The sequence below is a fragment of the Dolichospermum sp. UHCC 0406 genome, assembly GCF_009712025.1.
Lineage (GTDB): Bacteria > Cyanobacteriota > Cyanobacteriia > Cyanobacteriales > Nostocaceae > Dolichospermum > Dolichospermum lemmermannii.
Window position 1 is genome coordinate 72,160 of sequence record NZ_VILA01000006.1, and the last position, 15,213, is coordinate 87,372.

Genomic DNA, 15,213 nt, shown 5'->3' on the forward strand with positions numbered 1-15,213 from the left:
ATAAGAACAGTATCAAATTAATATCACAAAAATTACCTAAAGTTATGAAACAAAGGTTATTTAGTCAAGGGTGGATAGGGTTGACGCAAATTGTCACTCTGGCTTCCCTGACAGCATTAACGACAATTGCGACTATCAACCAACCCAGCCACGCTGAAGGAACTCTGGTTGAGAACCAAAATTTTAAAATTGATATTGATTTTGATAAGATCAATACCTCTAGTGCGACTGTAAAATCTGGAAGAAATTCCGGTATTCCTATTAATATTTTAATTCAACTGTCTCAAGGTTTATCTGAACCACCAAAGACGACAAAACAAAAAGCTGATGATTTCTTAGTTCAGGCTGCGGATAAGTATGAAATAGGAGATTATCGCGGGGCAATATTAGCTTATGACGAAGTAATTCGCCTTACTCCTAATAATTCTGAAGCTTTATTCTATCGCGGTATGGCTTATTATAATTTAGGAGATAATCAAGCAGCGATACAAGATTACAACCAAGTTCTCAAAATTAATCCTAACGATGCCAATGCCTACATCAATCGAGGAAATCTTCGTGATGCTTTAGGAGATAAACAAGCAGCGATACAAGATTATAACCAAGCTCTCAAAATTAATCCTAACGATGCCGATGCCTACTACAACCGGGGACTTACCCGTAATGATTTAGGAGATAAACAAGCAGCCATACAAGATTACAACCAAGCTCTCAAGATTAATCCTAACAATGCCAATGCCTACTACAACCGGGGAAATACCCGTTCTGCTTTAGGAGATAAACAAGCAGCCATACAAGATTACAACCAAGCTCTCAAGATTAATCCTAACGATGCCGTGTCCTACCTCAACCGGGGAAATGCCCGTTATGATTTAGGAGATAAACAAGCAGCCATACAAGATTACAACCAAGCTCTCAAGATTAATCCTAACAATGCTGATGCCTACTACAACCGGGGAAACGCATACGCTACTTTAGGAGACAAATTTCAAGCGATATCTGATTTTCAACAAGCAGCAAAAATATATCAACAACAGGGCAATAATGAAACTTATCAGGATGCTTTGAATAGAATTAGAAAATTACAACAATAGTATTTTTGTCAGAATCAGGATATCCACCGATTTAAGGATTAACAGGATGTTTAATTGTAATTGAATAATAAAATTTTGATAATTTTCTATTATTCTCACAGTTAATTTCTTCTTTGCGTCTTTGCTCCTTTGCCACTTTGCGCGAAACATAGCACACCGAAACACACGAAAAGAATGTTAATTTCATCCTGAAAATCCTTAAATCCTGGATATCCTGATTCTGACAATTAACATACACGGATACACCAAGAGAATATTATTTTTAAGACTCACCCTTTAGTCAAAAAGTCATTTTCCCCCCAGTTAGGGTTGATTATGACACAAATTTGACATTAAAAGTCTATTAGTTTCCGCAACTGCTGTAGATGTAACCTTTCTCTGGTTTTGGGGATTAGTAATTGAGAGGATTAACTTTCATAATTCATCGCACCCAAATATTTAGTTAAAAAAGGCGAAAAAACCTCATAAATCAAAGTTAGCGGTTGTCCATGATGCCAAAACAAATAATGGCGACCCCAAAAAGGCCCCTTTTCCTGAAAACCCAACTCTAACGCTTCTGAGTTACCATAATAAATGCCTTGAACGTCTCTATATAACTCAGTTCGTAACCGTGCTAAACTTGCCCAAATTGGTAAAGACTTGTTTTGTAAATACTCATCTACATGACTTGCTTCCCACCAAGAAGCAGCATAATATAACCGCTGACCGGAAGCAGTTCGCACCCAAACCTGTCGGCGCACTCTTGGACCCGGTAGCATCTGCATCATAGTTGGTGCATTATCGGCATTCATGCCAATTGCTGACATATCAATTACATCTACCTCCGTTGGTTCACCCGTCAGTAGTTGGACGTGTCGAGTCGGAGAACCATCACCCAAAAGCAATAATTGCCAAGTAGGAGCTAACTGACTGTGAGGTAACCCGCGTTTAATAGCTTCCTCCCCACCTTGCCAAATGGGAGTTAGACAATGCCAAGCGCTGGGTAAGATTAAATCATTTGTGGGATTAAAAGTAGTAGTCAATGTTCTTTACAAAAGTTTATATATATTTCTATGAATAGCACAAAAACCAGCATCACTAGAAGAAGCTGGTCAATCATTGGTTATTGGGAAAATTCTTTCCATCTCTTGTTCCCTGTTCCCTGTTCCCTGTTCCCTAAAAAATGTAAACCCGCTGCTATAATCATTTTTCTGACATAACAGCGGGTTATTTACATTCAAAAATGCGGATGGCGAGACTCGAACTCGCAAGGGCTATGCCCACACGCACCTCAAGCGTGCGCGTATACCAATTCCGCCACATCCGCGCGGTTTTGAACACAGATTAGAGTATAACATAAAAAAATCTCTCAAATACAATATTTTTCCAATATTTCCCAAATATTTTTTGAATGGGTATGAGACTAACAGAAATATAGTTACAGCACAAGTCATATTAAGAGGTCTAGCAAAGATGCCAGATAATCCAATAGTCTGCTAAGAATGAGGTTTGGGAATCTCCTGTCACGATTTGCAGTAATGCAACCGCTTTATGTCAACAGGATAGGAGAAAATGTCAATCTACTGGTACTGATATCGCAACTCGAAAATGAAATTTGATAAAATATTAATTGCCAATCGAGGAGAAATAGCCCTTCGCATTCTCCGTGCCTGTGAAGAAATGGGAATTGCCACAGTTGCTGTTCACTCCACTGTTGACAGAAACGCGCTGCACGTCCAACTTGCAGATGAAGCCGTTTGCATTGGTGAACCTGCCAGCAGTAAAAGTTATTTGAATATTCCCAATATTATTGCTGCTGCATTAACGCGCAATGCCGGTGCCATTCATCCTGGGTATGGTTTTTTATCAGAGAATGCCAGATTTGCCGAAATTTGTGCGGATCATCATATCGCTTTCATTGGACCTACACCCGAATCTATCAGGCTGATGGGGGATAAGTCCACCGCTAAAGAAACTATGCAAAAAGCCGGTGTTCCTACAGTTCCCGGTAGTGAAGGGTTAGTAGAATCAGAAGCAGAAGGATTAGCGATCGCTCAAAAAATTGGTTATCCTGTAATGGTTAAAGCTACCGCCGGTGGTGGTGGTAGAGGAATGCGGCTTGTCCGCTCCGAAGATGAGTTTGTGAGACTATTCCTCGCGGCTCAAGGGGAAGCAGGAGCAGCTTTTGGTAATTCAGGCGTTTATATAGAAAAATTTATTGAACGTCCCCGGCACATTGAATTTCAGATTTTAGCGGATAACTACGGCAACGTGATCCATTTAGGTGAAAGAGATTGTTCAATTCAGCGTCGTAACCAAAAACTCCTAGAAGAAGCCCCTAGTCCGGCTCTTGATCCAGATTTACGGCAAAAAATGGGAAAAGCTGCCGTTAAAGCTGCCCAGTCTATTAACTACAGCGGTGCTGGAACTATCGAATTTCTTCTAGACAAATTCGGTAAATTCTATTTCATGGAAATGAACACCCGGATACAAGTTGAGCATCCAGTTACAGAGATGATTACTGGTATAGATTTAGTAGTTGAACAAATTCGCATTGCTCAAGGGGAAAGACTAAAGCTGACACAAAAAGAAGTGGTTCTTCGAGGACATTCTATTGAATGTCGCATTAACGCCGAAGATCCAGATCATGATTTTCGCCCAGCCCCCGGTAAAATTACTGGTTATCTACCACCTGGAGGACCAGGAGTGCGGATTGATTCCCACGTATACACGGATTACAACATTCCCCCTTATTACGACTCCCTGATTGGTAAATTAATTGTCTGGGGACCAGATCGAGCTACAGCAATTACCCGCATGAAACGCGCATTGAGAGAATGTGCCATTACTGGAGTCCCGACAACCATTCCCTTTCATCAAAAAATTATGGAAAACTCCCAATTTTTGCAGGGTAATATTTACACCAGCTTTGTTCAGGATATGAAAATGCAATAATTGGTCAGTTGTCAGTTGTCAGTTGTCAGTTGTCAGTTGTTAGTTGTCAGTTGTTAGTTGTCAGTTGTTTGGGGAAAAATTTTTTCTTCCTTCTTCCTTCTTCCTCCTGACTCCTGACTCCTGACTCCTGACTCCTGACTCCTTCCTTCTGACTCCTGACTCCTATTACCTATATAACATGGTCAGTAACCCTTGCTGACCTAGTAAAATTTCCCGAATAAAACTAAAAATCGCTACTAAGATAATCGGGGTAATATCTACACCACCAATAGGTTGTACTAACTTCCGCAACGGGATTAAGAAGGGTTCAGTCGGCCAAGCGATCAGACTAAAAGGTAAACGGTTGAGATGGAATTGGGGATACCAGGTCAGAATAATGCGGAAAATAAATAAAAACGTCATCACTCCCAAAAAGGGGCCAAGAATCCAAGTAGTCAAGTTAACACCAGTCATTTTGTTTAGCTAATATTTGTGAGAACATCCTCAACTTAGACCTAAGTTGAGAAATTTTAAGTTTTGTAACGCATTCTTTTTTAATTTTAACTAAATGGTGTCATTTTATTGTGAGAATGGAAAAACAAAGTTATTGACTTGGGATCATCAATCAAGTAGATACCAAGTTGGATAGATAATCCTGTTCTACTTTTCAAGAAAGTAATCCAGGATTAAAATGAGAATAAACTGTGTAAAAAAAGGTTGAGAACTATGACACCCTCTTTAGCAAATTTTCTTTGGAGTTTGGTTTTTGGGACTGCGATTGTCGTTATCCCTGCTACCATTGGTCTAATTTTCATTAGCCAAAAAGATAAAATCCAACGTTTTTAATTTTTAGGGACTGGGGACTGGGGAAGAATTGTCTTCTCCTTTCTCCTGGACTTCTGAACTCCAGTATTCTTCTTCTACAATATTATGACTGGTTAAAATAGTGATGGTAAGTGTAACTCGTTAATATAGATTTGATATTAGGAAAACGCCAATGGTTAATTTTGGGCTGAACTCAGCCAGTGTTTTAGCTCAGGTAAATTTTGGAGCGAACTCAGCCAGTATTCTGGGAATTTTCCTGGCTGTAGCTGGAGCAGCACTGTACTTTCTTAGGACTGTCCGGCCAGAACTGTCAAGAGATCAAGACATCTTTTTTGCAGCGGTTGGCTTATTATGCGGCTTTATTCTTGTCTTCCAAGGATGGCGACTTGATCCAATTTTACAATTTGGTCAGTTGCTTTTGGTAGGTTCTACGGTATTTTTTGCGGTTGAAAGTATTCGTCTGCGGAGTATCGCTACTCAACAAGCTAAACGCAATACTCCCATTGTGGACGATGAACGCGAGGTTAGCAGGAAATATTCTTATTCTGAGCGGCGCAATTATCAAGCTGAGATGGATGCAGATTTAGAACCGCTACCTTATGAAGAAGAGGAAGAAGCTCCTCAACGTCCGAGAATTCGGGGTAGTCGAGATGAACGTTCTCCCCGTGATGACTATTACGAAGATCAAGCTCCACGCAGTTCACCAAACCCACGGAACAGGGAAAGACCAGATTCAGGAGAAAGAAAGCGTCGTCCTAATTCTGGGCGTTCAGTCGGTCGTCCCAGCGAGAGTAATACAGATGAAAATTGGGGTTCTGCTCCCAGACAAGTTGATGATTGGGAAGGTGCAAATTCTCAAGATGAAGTAAGAAAACCACCACGTCGCAATAATAGCGGTAATAACAGTAATAGCGGTAATAATCGCCCCCAACGCCCAGAAAGCCGAGAGGATGATGTTGCTCCTACTCCTAGACCCAGAAAACGTCGTCCTCCCAGAGACTCAGTTCCGCCTAGAAGACAGGATGATGATGAGGCTATACCAACGGATTATGTACCATACAATCCCATTAATAAGCCCAATAATGAGCCGGATAATTCCGATTTTGATGACGATATTTAAAACATTTGGGGTGGACGACGGAAAACAGTAATGTGAAAACATTTACACCTAGCTTCTGGCTCCAACAGTCTATTTATTGGAGCCTAATTTTTGGACTGACAAGTTTACTAATATCTTGTGCTGCTGATAATATCCCGATGGGAGTAACTTCTCTGAATAGCCGATATACTGAAGAACAACCGGCAATGAGTGGTAATGGCCGTTTTTTGGCTTTTATTTCCAATCGTTCTCGTCGTCAGCAGTTGTTAGTATACGATTTAGAAAATCAAAGTTTTATGCCCACACCGGGCTTAAACCGACAATCTGTAATTGCGGAAAGTCCTAGTTTGAGTTATACAGGACGCTACATTTGTTATATTACCAGTGATCAAGGTAGACCAGTTGTAGCACTCTATGATCGGGCTTCGCAAAATTCACAAATTCTGACTCCCACCTTTCGTGGTTGGGTGAGAAATCCTACTATTAGTCCTGACGGGCGTTATGTTGCGTTTGAATCTGCTGGTCGTGGACAATGGGATATTGAAGTTCTCGATAGGGGTCCAACTATTGAGTTAGATATTCCTAATGGTGCAACGGTGAATACCAATTAAAATTTATTTTGTCTGAATCAGGATGTCCAGGATTTAAGGATTTTCAGGATTGGTAATTGGTTTGTTTATTAACCCTTTCTGCTTTTGTTCTCTGTTCCTTGTTCTCTAAATGAATTATAAATTATCAATTATTTTAATTTTATGCTCAACTCTATTAACTGGGTGTTTTGGCTATCCGCGTTTACTCAGTTACCCATTTGATTCTGGGGGTAGGAGTCTTAATAGTTTTTCATCGGAGTTAAATCCGCAAATTTCGGGGAGATATATGGTGTTTACGAGCGATCGCCGAGGCAGTCAAGATGTATATATGTTTGATACGGTGACTCGGAATTTGGTGGATTTACCAGGTTTAAATTCTTTTGATACGATTGCTTCCCATCCTGCATCATCTGATAATGGTAAATTCATTGTTTTTGCTGCTAGTCGTCAAGGACGAACACAAATTGTTTTTTATGATCGAGATGTGCGTCAATTACGAAATTTAGCTGGTGATATCCAAGGAGAAGTCCGCAATCCTACTATTAGTGCTGATGGTAGTAGAATTGCGTTTGAATATAGCAATAATGGACAATGGGATATTTTAGTTTATGACCGTTTTGGGCGAAAATTGAATATTCCTCAAGATCCCAGTTAGTCAGAGGAGTCAGGAGTCACCGAGTCAGGAGTCAGGAGTCACCGAGTCAGGAGTCAGGAGAAAAGAAAGAAGAAGAAGGAAGTAAGAAAGATAAAAGGAAGAATGAAGAGTCAAGTAGGGGCGCAAGGCGTGCGCCCAGAATATAGAATCAATTAATCAGTATTTTGTACAGATTCGATGAGCGATCGCACTTCCTCAGTACCCTGGGATGGTTCAAAGGAAAGGGGAAATTTGCCTTTGACTAGCATTCTTAAACCTAAAGGTGCAAGACTAAGTAATCCTTGTAAATCGCGCAAATAATTACCAACTACTTGCATCCCAAATTGACGTTCATCAATCCAACCACCTTGTTTGACTAAATCTACTAAAACTTTACGGTGACGAATTGCTCGACTATCACTCGCTTCTTTGCGTTCCAGAATTTCCTGTTTAATTTTGGTGATTTGCTCTAATGGGGCAACTTCCATAGGACAAACTGAATCACAATAAAGACAACGAGTACAACCCCAAACTCCTTGAGTTCCTGCGCTATAGTTTTCTAATCGTTCTTCTGTATTACTATCGCGGGAATCTGCCACCATGCGATAGGCTTTAGCTAAGGCATGGGGACCAACAAAGTCAGGATTGACTTCCAGAGCATTACATTCAGAATAACAAGCCCCACACATAATACAATTGCCTGTTTGATCAAGAAGCGATCGCTCTTGAGGCGTTTGTAAGAACTCTCTTTCGGGAACTTGTCTACTTGCTGTACTTACATAAGGGGCAACTTTCTGCAAATTATTCCAAAAACCATTCATATCCACAACCAAATCTTTAATTACAGGCATATTCCCCAAAGGTGCAACTGTAATTTCTGGAGTAGCCTGAGACTGATTTGCCAATGATGATATTTTCTCCAGTCTAGCCAGTTCACTCCCCACATTTTCCTTACAAGCCAAAGCAGAACGCCCATTAATCCGCACAGCACAACTACCACAAATTGTATTGCGGCAATTTTTGCGAAATGCTAAAGTTCCATCTTGTTCCCACTTAATCTGATTGAGACAATCCAGGATAGTATTCCCTGGTTCTACCTCCAAAACGTAGGATTTGAAAACAGGATGAGAATTTTCTTGTTGTCGAGTAATCTTAAAAATAACTTCCATTATTATCAATCCAAATCTTGGGTTCAAATCTTTTCTATGCCTTACCCACCTCAAAATCATGAAGCTAGGGAGGGATGAAGTCCAAAGCATGAAGTATAAACAGACATTTTCTCTTATGCTTGACTTGACCGCAGGCTTCACCCTTAATCCTTTACACTTAATACTTCTTTCGTCAAGCCCTAGTTATCAAAATTCTACATCTTTAAATATATAGAAGTGTTAAAGCAAGTGAACATCTTTCCTCATGGCTATCAAATACCCCATAGATGTGGTAAATTTATTCTTCCCCTAGACAGACGTAGATAATCTGACGAGAGCTTTGAATCTGACGGTGATCAATAATGGGGATTTTCCACCCCGGTTTTTGTTTCTAGTCACTGATAGCTGGCGTAGCGAAGCCATAGAAACTCTAGAATTTAACTGATTCACTCCAAGAAAGCTAGTCGGAATTAGATTAACTTTCATAAAAGTCTTGACATTCTCCTCATGACAGTATGAAGCCTTGGGAAAATCTCTACTGCATTTTACCTCCTCAACTCCAGCGCGTGAGATCAAAATTTAACCGAAATATGAATTTTAAATTCAAAAAATATTTTGCTATTATTATTTCATGCTAGTATTTAATAGAAAATTACGAACTAACAAAATTAGAGACAATAACCGCATAAGCGCGGCTAACACTTCTAAGTTTACTCGTAATGTAGAGACTGGAAAATTCATGTCTCTACTGGCAGAATAAAAGGGTGTATGTTCGTTAGACCACATACAAATACTATGCTATCTTCAGCTAAAGAAGAGAATTAGGTGCAAGCCGATAACTCAAAAGCAAGTAAGATTGGCGGTGAATGTGAAAAACCTGTAATTTATTGGCTCTACGACTTTTTTGGAGTAGAACTAACCTGATTTGTAAAGGTGGCTTGAAGTTACACCGATACAACAGCGCCCAAAGAGAAAATAATTTAATTTCTGATGGCCAATGATGGTTAAAAGCGCAGTAAAATTACTGAAATAAATGTTTGTGGTAACTATGACTTAGAAACCTATTATAGATAACTATGATAGAGTCATTCGTTGCTTCCATATCAGCAGGAATTCACCCATCACCCTCATGTTTTGTTTATTTCTGAAGTCCAGTTGCGCTGATTGCTCAATACTGGACTCACAAGAAAATTTTTAAATGGCTAACGCCATGCTACGCTATCAATTTGAAGAGATTAAGGAAAATTAGAACATAATGGCTGAAACCGCAACTGCCCCATTAACTGGAAAAACATTACTAGCGAAAGTTAAAGAACTTTCCACTTTACCACGTCGGGAAAGAGCAAAGCAATGTGGTTATTACACCGTTACTAAAAATAGCCAAGTTCGGGTTAATTTAACAGATTTTTATGATGCTTTATTGTCAGCTAGAGGCATTCCCCTCAGCCCAGAAGCACCAAAAGATGGACGTGGCCGCGAACCGACATACCGGGTTAGTGTTCATCAAAATGGTCAAATTGTGATTGGTGCAACTTACACCAAAGCGATGAACCTAAAGCCCGGTGATGAATTTGAAATTAGACTAGGTTACAAACATATTCACTTAATTCAACTTGGTGAAGGTGACAAACAATTAACCCAGTCAGATGATGGTGCTGATGAATCAGACGCAGAAGAATAAATTTTTTCACCTATCAGGGCTGGTTTTTCCCTTAATGCTGAAAAATCTATCCCTAAAGCTACCGCTAATTAGTAGCTGTAGTTAAATAATTTCAGTGGCATAAGACATAAAAAACGTTTTGGCCTCTTCCATTAGTCACAAATTCTAGTAGAGTCTTGATGAATAATCAAGAAATCTGTTGTTGCAGGAAGTTAGTCATGTTTTTTATGTCTATTGCGCTGTCATTTTTAGAGTTATCGGCCAATCCTTTGCTGGAGTTTATCAAAGATACACCAGTATTTTTGGTCATGGCTTTTTTTATGGTTTGGATAGGTTGCTGGTTGCCATTAGTAGCAATTTTAGCCATTACCTTAAATTGGCAAATACATAAATCTTTACAACCTGAGCAAAAAATTCCTTTATTAGTATCTCTCTATTTATTAGTACCCCTAATTCTCTGGGGATTTCAATGGTTGAAATTAGGTTCTTTCCCTGATTATGGATTAGTAGGGGAAGTTTCTATTTTCGCTTCTTTATTGCTAGGTTTTGGCTTGGGTGTTTTCAGTCTAGCTACCGTATTTTTTGGGCAAATTTGCGCCGGTTGGTGCTATTTAGAAAAATCTCATCTCAAGTTAATACCATCTAGTTTATTGACAATTTCCCTAGTGGCTTTGTTTGTGGGGGGAATCGAAGAACTGGTATTTCGGGGCTTTATATTCACTCAATTAGAACAGAATTATTCAATTTGGTTAGCTGCAATTATTTCTAGCTTGATTTTTGCTGTCTTACATTTGGTCTGGGAACAAACAGAAACTCTTCCTCAACTGCCTGGATTATGGCTCATGGGTATGGTATTGGTATTAGCCAGATTAGCTGATGGGCATAATTTAGGGATAGCTTGGGGACTTCATGCTGGTTGGGTATGGGCGATCGCTACTATAGATACAGCAGGATTAATCACCTATACAGATAAAGTTTCTGCATGGGTGACAGGTATCAATAAAAAACCCCTCGCGGGGTTAACAGGAATTATGTGTGTTTCGGCGACGGGGGGAGTGCTTTTATGGGTATCTGAAATTTTTAATTAGTGTTTTTCGCGCAAAGACGCAAAGGAGCAAAGGCGCAAAGAATGGAAAAATTACTTTGTTGTGGTTAAGAATTGGCGTAAGCTGACTAAGCTCAGGGTTTGTCCTAAGTTTAGGGGTAGGATGGATATGCCTTCTAAACGGGATTGTATCCAGCCTTCTCCCCAGTACCATTCGTGAAAGCCGTCAATGCCTCCACTCAGTAGTAAGCGCAGACAATTGGGTTTTACTACGTCTACTCGATGATGAATGGATATGGGCCCTGTGTGAGTAGTAAATTCAAATCCTGACGGTAATTCTGTGGGCATTTCTGGGGGGAAACTTTGCCCCAATAGCCATTTTTTTAGTTGTGCAGGATGCAAAATACTGTCATGAATGGCATTGGCTGATGCTGCGATTTCAATACGGATTTGGCTTTGTTGAAATGTACCTAGCATAGTAATTGGTAATTGGTAATTGGTAATTGGTAATTGGTAATTGGTAATTGGGTAATTTCTTTCTTCCTTCCTTCTTCCTTCCTTCCTTCTTCCTTCTTTCTTCCTCCTTCTTCTTTCTTCTTTCTTCTTTCTTCCTCCTCTCCTGACTCCTGACTCCTGACTCCTGACTCCTGACTCCTGACTCCTGACTCCTTCTTCCTTCTCCTGACTCGAAACAACTTAGAATATAAAAGTCATCTTGTAAAGAATTGTAAGGTTTTTCATGGCAGATCAATTGATTCGTGCGACTGCGGCGGATGGTGGTATTAAGGCTGTAGGCGTGATTACCACCCGGTTAACAGAAGAGGCTAGACAACGCCATAAATTATCTTATGTGGCTACAGCAGCTTTGGGAAGAAGTATGGCGGCTGGTTTGTTGATGGCTTCCAGTATGAAACGGGTCGGTTCTAGGGTAAATGTGCGAGTTAAGGGCGATGGTCTTTTAGGTGGTATATTGGCAGATGCGGGCTTAGATGGCACTGTGAGGGGCTATGTTGGTAATCCCTCTGTGGAATTGCCTCCCAATGATCAGGGTAAACTAGATGTTGGGGGGGCAGTGGGTACAGGTTTTCTTTATGTAGTCCGCGATATTGGCCATGGCTTTCCTTACTCTAGTACGGTAGAACTTGTTTCTGGGGAAATAGGTGACGATGTTGCTCACTATTTAGCAAATTCTGAACAAACTCCTTCCGCTTTAGTTTTGGGTGTGTTTGTGGGAGAACAGGGTGTGACGGCTGCCGGAGGAATATTGATACAGGTGTTACCGAAAGCTGCGAGGGATGAGGAGTTAGTGGCTACATTAGAATCACGGGTTTCGGCTTTATCCGGGTTTACGCCATTACTGCAAGCAGGTAAAACACTGATAGAAATTTTTAACGATTTGTTAGGAGATATGGGATTGAACATATTTCCGGAAACTCAGATGTTACGCTTTCATTGTGGCTGCTCTTTTGATCGGGTGCTAGGGGCGCTGAAAATATTGGGAGAAGCGGAACTACAAGACATGATTGTGAAAGATAATGGTGCAGAAGCAACTTGTGAGTTTTGCGGTAATATTTATCAAGCAAGTAGTGATGATTTAACCCAGTTAATTGGAGATTTGCAAAGAGAATCTGCAATTTCTGGTTAATGTAACTAGTCACACTCAAACCAAAAAACAGTAATGTTATTGATGAGGGTGATGAATTTTTTGGATGGGTTTTTCTAGATGGGAAAGTTAGGATAGCAAACATAAAATTATCTATATTGATCTACCTACTTTCATATCGCTATTCAATTAGTGTGGTGTGAGCAATGACAGAGCGGGATATTCCAGATAATTGGTCTTCGGACCAAGCAGGAGAACCAATTGGGTTTGAACCCAACTATATATCAAATAATCAAACTGCTGATACTGCTGCAATTGGTGCTAATTCTCAGTCCATGAAGAAAAGCAAAAAGCCAGATGGCACAGGTTTGGCGATAAATGATAATTCAGAATCTACTTTTAATCTCAGTGTTTTAATTGAGAAATTGCCCCGTTGGACTAAAAATTGGGTAGTTTGGGCAGCAGTATTAACTTTAATTCCTGGAAGTATGGGTTTTCTCGCTCTATCCATCCTGTTTAAGTTACCATCTGCCCCTAATTGTCCACAGATTTTCTGGCCTTTGGCTAGTGCGTCAGTGAGAGTACACTGCGCTCAGTTGGCGGCTTCTAAGCAAACTATTAATGATTTGCTGCAAGCGATTACTCTCGTCAAGCAATTACCAGAAAATCACCCACTACGAGGCGAAATTAATCGTCTTTTGGAGGAATGGTCACGGGATATTTTAAAATTAGCTGATCAGAGTTTCCAAGGAGGGAATTTGGAGGAAGCGATCGCTACAGCCCGAAAAATTCCTCCTGATGTCAAGGTTAGTGAACTGGTTGAAGAACAAATTCAAAAATGGCAAACGATTTGGTCAAAGGCTGAAGGAATTTACCAAGAAGCCGAAAAGGAATTGCGTCAACGACATTGGCAATCGGCTTTTATGCTCACAGCTAGATTACTGCGGGTAGATAATAAATACTGGGCAAGCACTAAATATGATCAATTAAATAACATTATTGTTACAGCGCGGGAAGATGGGGATAAACTTTACAAAGCAGAAGATTTAGCAAAGAGTCGCAATTTAGATAATTTACTCAAAGCTATTAAACTAGCTGAGGCGATTAAACCGGATAGTTATCTGTATCAAAAAGCCAAAGAGTTAATATCAGGATTTGCTCGAAAAATGCTCACACTCGCACAAGCAAAGATGAAAGAGCGAAATGCGGATGCAGCATTGGAAATTGCCCGACAAATTCCGCCTATTCCTGAATTACAAGCGGAAGTTGATGATTTTATGGTTTTGGGTGAAGCCCAAAGAAGTGCTTTTATTGGGACTGCGGCTGGGTTAGAAACTGCTATTTCTCAAGCTCAACAAATAGATGCTTCTAGGGATGTTTATAATGAGGCACAACAATTAATTGCGCGTTGGCAATTAGAAATTGAAGATGTTTCTCGGTTAGAGAAAGCCCGAAATCTAGCCAGTCAAGGCACGGTTAATGATTTAACAGCAGCTATTTCGGAAGTACAGCTAATTCCTGGGAATAATCCCCGTGGGACAGAAGCCCGTCAAGAAATTGGCCGTTGGCGTGGACAAGTGGAAACGATTGAAGATAGACCATATTTAGATCGGGCAGAACAAATAGCCATCGGTGAGGATGTTAACTCATTGCAAACAGCGATCGCTGAACTTAATCAAATTCGTTCTGGACGAGCATTATATCCAGAAGCCAGAAAAAAGATGAGGCTATGGACGGCTAAAATTGAGCGCATTCAAGATCAACCATATTTAGATCAAGCCAAGGCATTAGCCGACAGTGGTAATTTAACAACGGCTATTAGTGAAGCCCAAAAAATCGCCTCTTCAGGACGCGCTTTATCAAGTGAAGCCCAATCATCTATAGATACTTGGCAAGACCAAATTCGCGCTAAAGACAGTTGGCAAAAAGCCAAGCAAGTCGCAGTTACTGGCACACCAGAGGCTTTAAGTGAAGCTATCCAGTTGGCAAATCGGGTATCTAGTCGTAACAGTTTACGTTTAGATGTGAATATTGCTATTGACCAGTGGAGTCAACAGTTGTTAGAAATGGCACGTTCTCAAAGTGAGGTAGATGTGGCTAAAGCAATTGATACAGCCAAGTTAATTCCTCGTGGTAGTAGTGCTTACACTGACTCTCGAGAACAAATTAGAACTTGGCGGCAACTTATGATTCCCAAATCCCCTCCTAGTCCGTCTGTGGAATCTATACCTGAACTAACACCAGCAGTTCCAGAATCTCAGCCTTCAGGAAGTCCTAATTAATTGATAAAGGAAAGCCTCTAGCCTTCATCCCTTGTCTAAAGCACAGATGTAGCTGACTAAGTCAGCTACATCTTCAAGGGTTTTCGGAATTTCACTTATAATTTTGCTAATTTTAAGTATGAATTATACTAAACACGGGTGAGATTTAAACTTTTGCCAAATGACAAAGAACCCAGATGTGTAGGGGTTTAGCAGTGCTAAACCCCTACGGTTAGAATCAAACAATCAAGCCGTTTTGAGTATAGCCTCACGCAAAGGCGCAAAGTGAGGAATCCTTATATTGCTGTCGTTACCATAGTTTATTTTTCTACGGGTAATAT

Annotated in this window: 15 protein-coding genes and 1 tRNA gene; 10 read left to right on the forward strand and 6 right to left on the reverse strand. The window is 40.3% G+C overall.

The features are described from left to right. Positions 1-44 precede the first annotated feature (44 nt). Positions 45-1,094, forward strand: a complete 1,050-nt coding sequence (locus FJR09_RS06390) for a tetratricopeptide repeat protein (RefSeq protein WP_168654044.1) — start codon at positions 45-47, stop codon at positions 1,092-1,094. 407 nt (positions 1,095-1,501) lie between these two features. Here the strand turns inward: FJR09_RS06390 and FJR09_RS06395 are convergent, their stop codons facing one another. Both FJR09_RS06395 and FJR09_RS06400 read right to left on the reverse strand, forming a co-directional pair. Next, positions 1,502-2,116: a chorismate lyase gene (locus FJR09_RS06395; protein WP_168652817.1), complete on the reverse strand. Its 615-nt coding sequence runs from the start codon at positions 2,114-2,116 to the stop codon at positions 1,502-1,504. Between the two features lie 201 nt (positions 2,117-2,317). After that, positions 2,318-2,400: transfer RNA gene (locus tag FJR09_RS06400), tRNA-Leu, on the reverse strand. A 281-nt stretch (positions 2,401-2,681) separates the two neighbouring features. Between FJR09_RS06400 and accC the strand changes: the two genes are divergently transcribed. Further along, positions 2,682-4,028 carry an acetyl-CoA carboxylase biotin carboxylase subunit gene (gene accC / locus FJR09_RS06405; protein WP_015081412.1) on the forward strand — a complete coding sequence of 449 codons (1,347 nt, stop codon included), beginning with the start codon at positions 2,682-2,684 and terminating at the stop codon, positions 4,026-4,028. Positions 4,029-4,193: 165 nt separating this feature from the next. Here the strand turns inward: accC and FJR09_RS06410 are convergent, their stop codons facing one another. Next, positions 4,194-4,481 carry a YggT family protein gene (locus FJR09_RS06410; protein ID WP_015081411.1) on the reverse strand — a complete coding sequence of 96 codons (288 nt, stop codon included), beginning with the start codon at positions 4,479-4,481 and terminating at the stop codon, positions 4,194-4,196. A gap of 252 nt (positions 4,482-4,733) precedes the next feature. On the opposite strand from FJR09_RS06410, the gene psbX reads away from it, so the two are divergent. The 4 genes from psbX (at position 4,734) to FJR09_RS06430 (ending at position 7,176) form a co-directional block, all read left to right on the forward strand. After that, the gene (psbX, locus tag FJR09_RS06415; RefSeq protein WP_015081410.1) at positions 4,734-4,853 is read left to right on the forward strand and encodes a photosystem II reaction center X protein; all 120 of its coding nucleotides are present in this window, start codon (positions 4,734-4,736) and stop codon (positions 4,851-4,853) included. Positions 4,854-5,004: 151 nt separating this feature from the next. Next, positions 5,005-5,952, forward strand: coding sequence for a Ycf66 family protein (locus tag FJR09_RS06420; RefSeq protein ID WP_168634360.1), 948 nt, complete (start codon positions 5,005-5,007; stop codon positions 5,950-5,952). 32 nt (positions 5,953-5,984) lie between these two features. Further along, positions 5,985-6,542: a TolB family protein gene (locus tag FJR09_RS06425; RefSeq protein WP_015081408.1), complete on the forward strand. Its 558-nt coding sequence runs from the start codon at positions 5,985-5,987 to the stop codon at positions 6,540-6,542. Positions 6,543-6,651: 109 nt separating this feature from the next. Continuing rightward, the gene (locus FJR09_RS06430) at positions 6,652-7,176 is read left to right on the forward strand and encodes a TolB family protein (RefSeq protein ID WP_015081407.1); all 525 of its coding nucleotides are present in this window, start codon (positions 6,652-6,654) and stop codon (positions 7,174-7,176) included. 152 nt (positions 7,177-7,328) lie between these two features. Here FJR09_RS06430 and FJR09_RS06435 read toward each other — a convergent pair whose 3' ends face one another. Continuing rightward, positions 7,329-8,324, reverse strand: a complete 996-nt coding sequence (locus FJR09_RS06435) for a succinate dehydrogenase/fumarate reductase iron-sulfur subunit (protein ID WP_174782876.1) — start codon at positions 8,322-8,324, stop codon at positions 7,329-7,331. Positions 8,325-9,558: 1,234 nt separating this feature from the next. On the opposite strand from FJR09_RS06435, the gene FJR09_RS06440 reads away from it, so the two are divergent. Together FJR09_RS06440 and FJR09_RS06445 are read left to right on the forward strand one after the other, a co-directional pair. Further along, the gene (locus tag FJR09_RS06440; protein ID WP_015081404.1) at positions 9,559-9,984 is read left to right on the forward strand and encodes an AbrB family transcriptional regulator; all 426 of its coding nucleotides are present in this window, start codon (positions 9,559-9,561) and stop codon (positions 9,982-9,984) included. Positions 9,985-10,181: 197 nt separating this feature from the next. Then, complete coding sequence (locus FJR09_RS06445) at positions 10,182-11,051, forward strand: CPBP family intramembrane glutamic endopeptidase (protein WP_174782877.1); 870 nt, start codon at positions 10,182-10,184, stop codon at positions 11,049-11,051. 50 nt (positions 11,052-11,101) lie between these two features. Here FJR09_RS06445 and FJR09_RS06450 read toward each other — a convergent pair whose 3' ends face one another. Together FJR09_RS06450 and FJR09_RS06455 are read right to left on the reverse strand one after the other, a co-directional pair. Then, positions 11,102-11,485 (reverse strand): hypothetical protein, encoded by a 384-nt coding sequence (locus tag FJR09_RS06450; protein WP_168652819.1) that lies wholly within the window; start codon positions 11,483-11,485, stop codon positions 11,102-11,104. Further along, positions 11,479-11,703 (reverse strand): hypothetical protein, encoded by a 225-nt coding sequence (locus tag FJR09_RS06455; RefSeq protein ID WP_168654045.1) that lies wholly within the window; start codon positions 11,701-11,703, stop codon positions 11,479-11,481. Before FJR09_RS06455 ends, FJR09_RS06450 begins: the two co-directional genes overlap by 7 nt. A 44-nt stretch (positions 11,704-11,747) precedes the next feature. Here FJR09_RS06455 and hslO point away from each other — a divergent pair, with 44 nt between their 5' ends. After that, positions 11,748-12,653 carry an Hsp33 family molecular chaperone HslO gene (hslO, locus tag FJR09_RS06460; protein WP_015081401.1) on the forward strand — a complete coding sequence of 302 codons (906 nt, stop codon included), beginning with the start codon at positions 11,748-11,750 and terminating at the stop codon, positions 12,651-12,653. Positions 12,654-12,817: 164 nt separating this feature from the next. Continuing rightward, the gene (locus tag FJR09_RS06465; protein WP_015081400.1) at positions 12,818-14,893 is read left to right on the forward strand and encodes a hypothetical protein; all 2,076 of its coding nucleotides are present in this window, start codon (positions 12,818-12,820) and stop codon (positions 14,891-14,893) included. Positions 14,894-15,213: the final 320 nt, after the last annotated feature.

Coding starts and splice junctions, on each gene's coding strand:
- FJR09_RS06390 (WP_168654044.1), top strand. CDS start 45: ATGAAACAAAGGTTATTTAGTCAAGGGTGGATAGGGTTGACGCAAATT.
- accC (WP_015081412.1), top strand. CDS start 2,682: ATGAAATTTGATAAAATATTAATTGCCAATCGAGGAGAAATAGCCCTT.
- FJR09_RS06410 (WP_015081411.1), bottom strand. CDS start 4,481: ATGACTGGTGTTAACTTGACTACTTGGATTCTTGGCCCCTTTTTGGGA.
- psbX (WP_015081410.1), top strand. CDS start 4,734: ATGACACCCTCTTTAGCAAATTTTCTTTGGAGTTTGGTTTTTGGGACT.
- FJR09_RS06420 (WP_168634360.1), top strand. CDS start 5,005: ATGGTTAATTTTGGGCTGAACTCAGCCAGTGTTTTAGCTCAGGTAAAT.
- FJR09_RS06430 (WP_015081407.1), top strand. CDS start 6,652: ATGAATTATAAATTATCAATTATTTTAATTTTATGCTCAACTCTATTA.
- FJR09_RS06435 (WP_174782876.1), bottom strand. CDS start 8,324: ATGGAAGTTATTTTTAAGATTACTCGACAACAAGAAAATTCTCATCCT.
- FJR09_RS06440 (WP_015081404.1), top strand. CDS start 9,559: ATGGCTGAAACCGCAACTGCCCCATTAACTGGAAAAACATTACTAGCG.
- FJR09_RS06445 (WP_174782877.1), top strand. CDS start 10,182: ATGTTTTTTATGTCTATTGCGCTGTCATTTTTAGAGTTATCGGCCAAT.
- FJR09_RS06450 (WP_168652819.1), bottom strand. CDS start 11,485: ATGCTAGGTACATTTCAACAAAGCCAAATCCGTATTGAAATCGCAGCA.
- hslO (WP_015081401.1), top strand. CDS start 11,748: ATGGCAGATCAATTGATTCGTGCGACTGCGGCGGATGGTGGTATTAAG.
- FJR09_RS06465 (WP_015081400.1), top strand. CDS start 12,818: ATGACAGAGCGGGATATTCCAGATAATTGGTCTTCGGACCAAGCAGGA.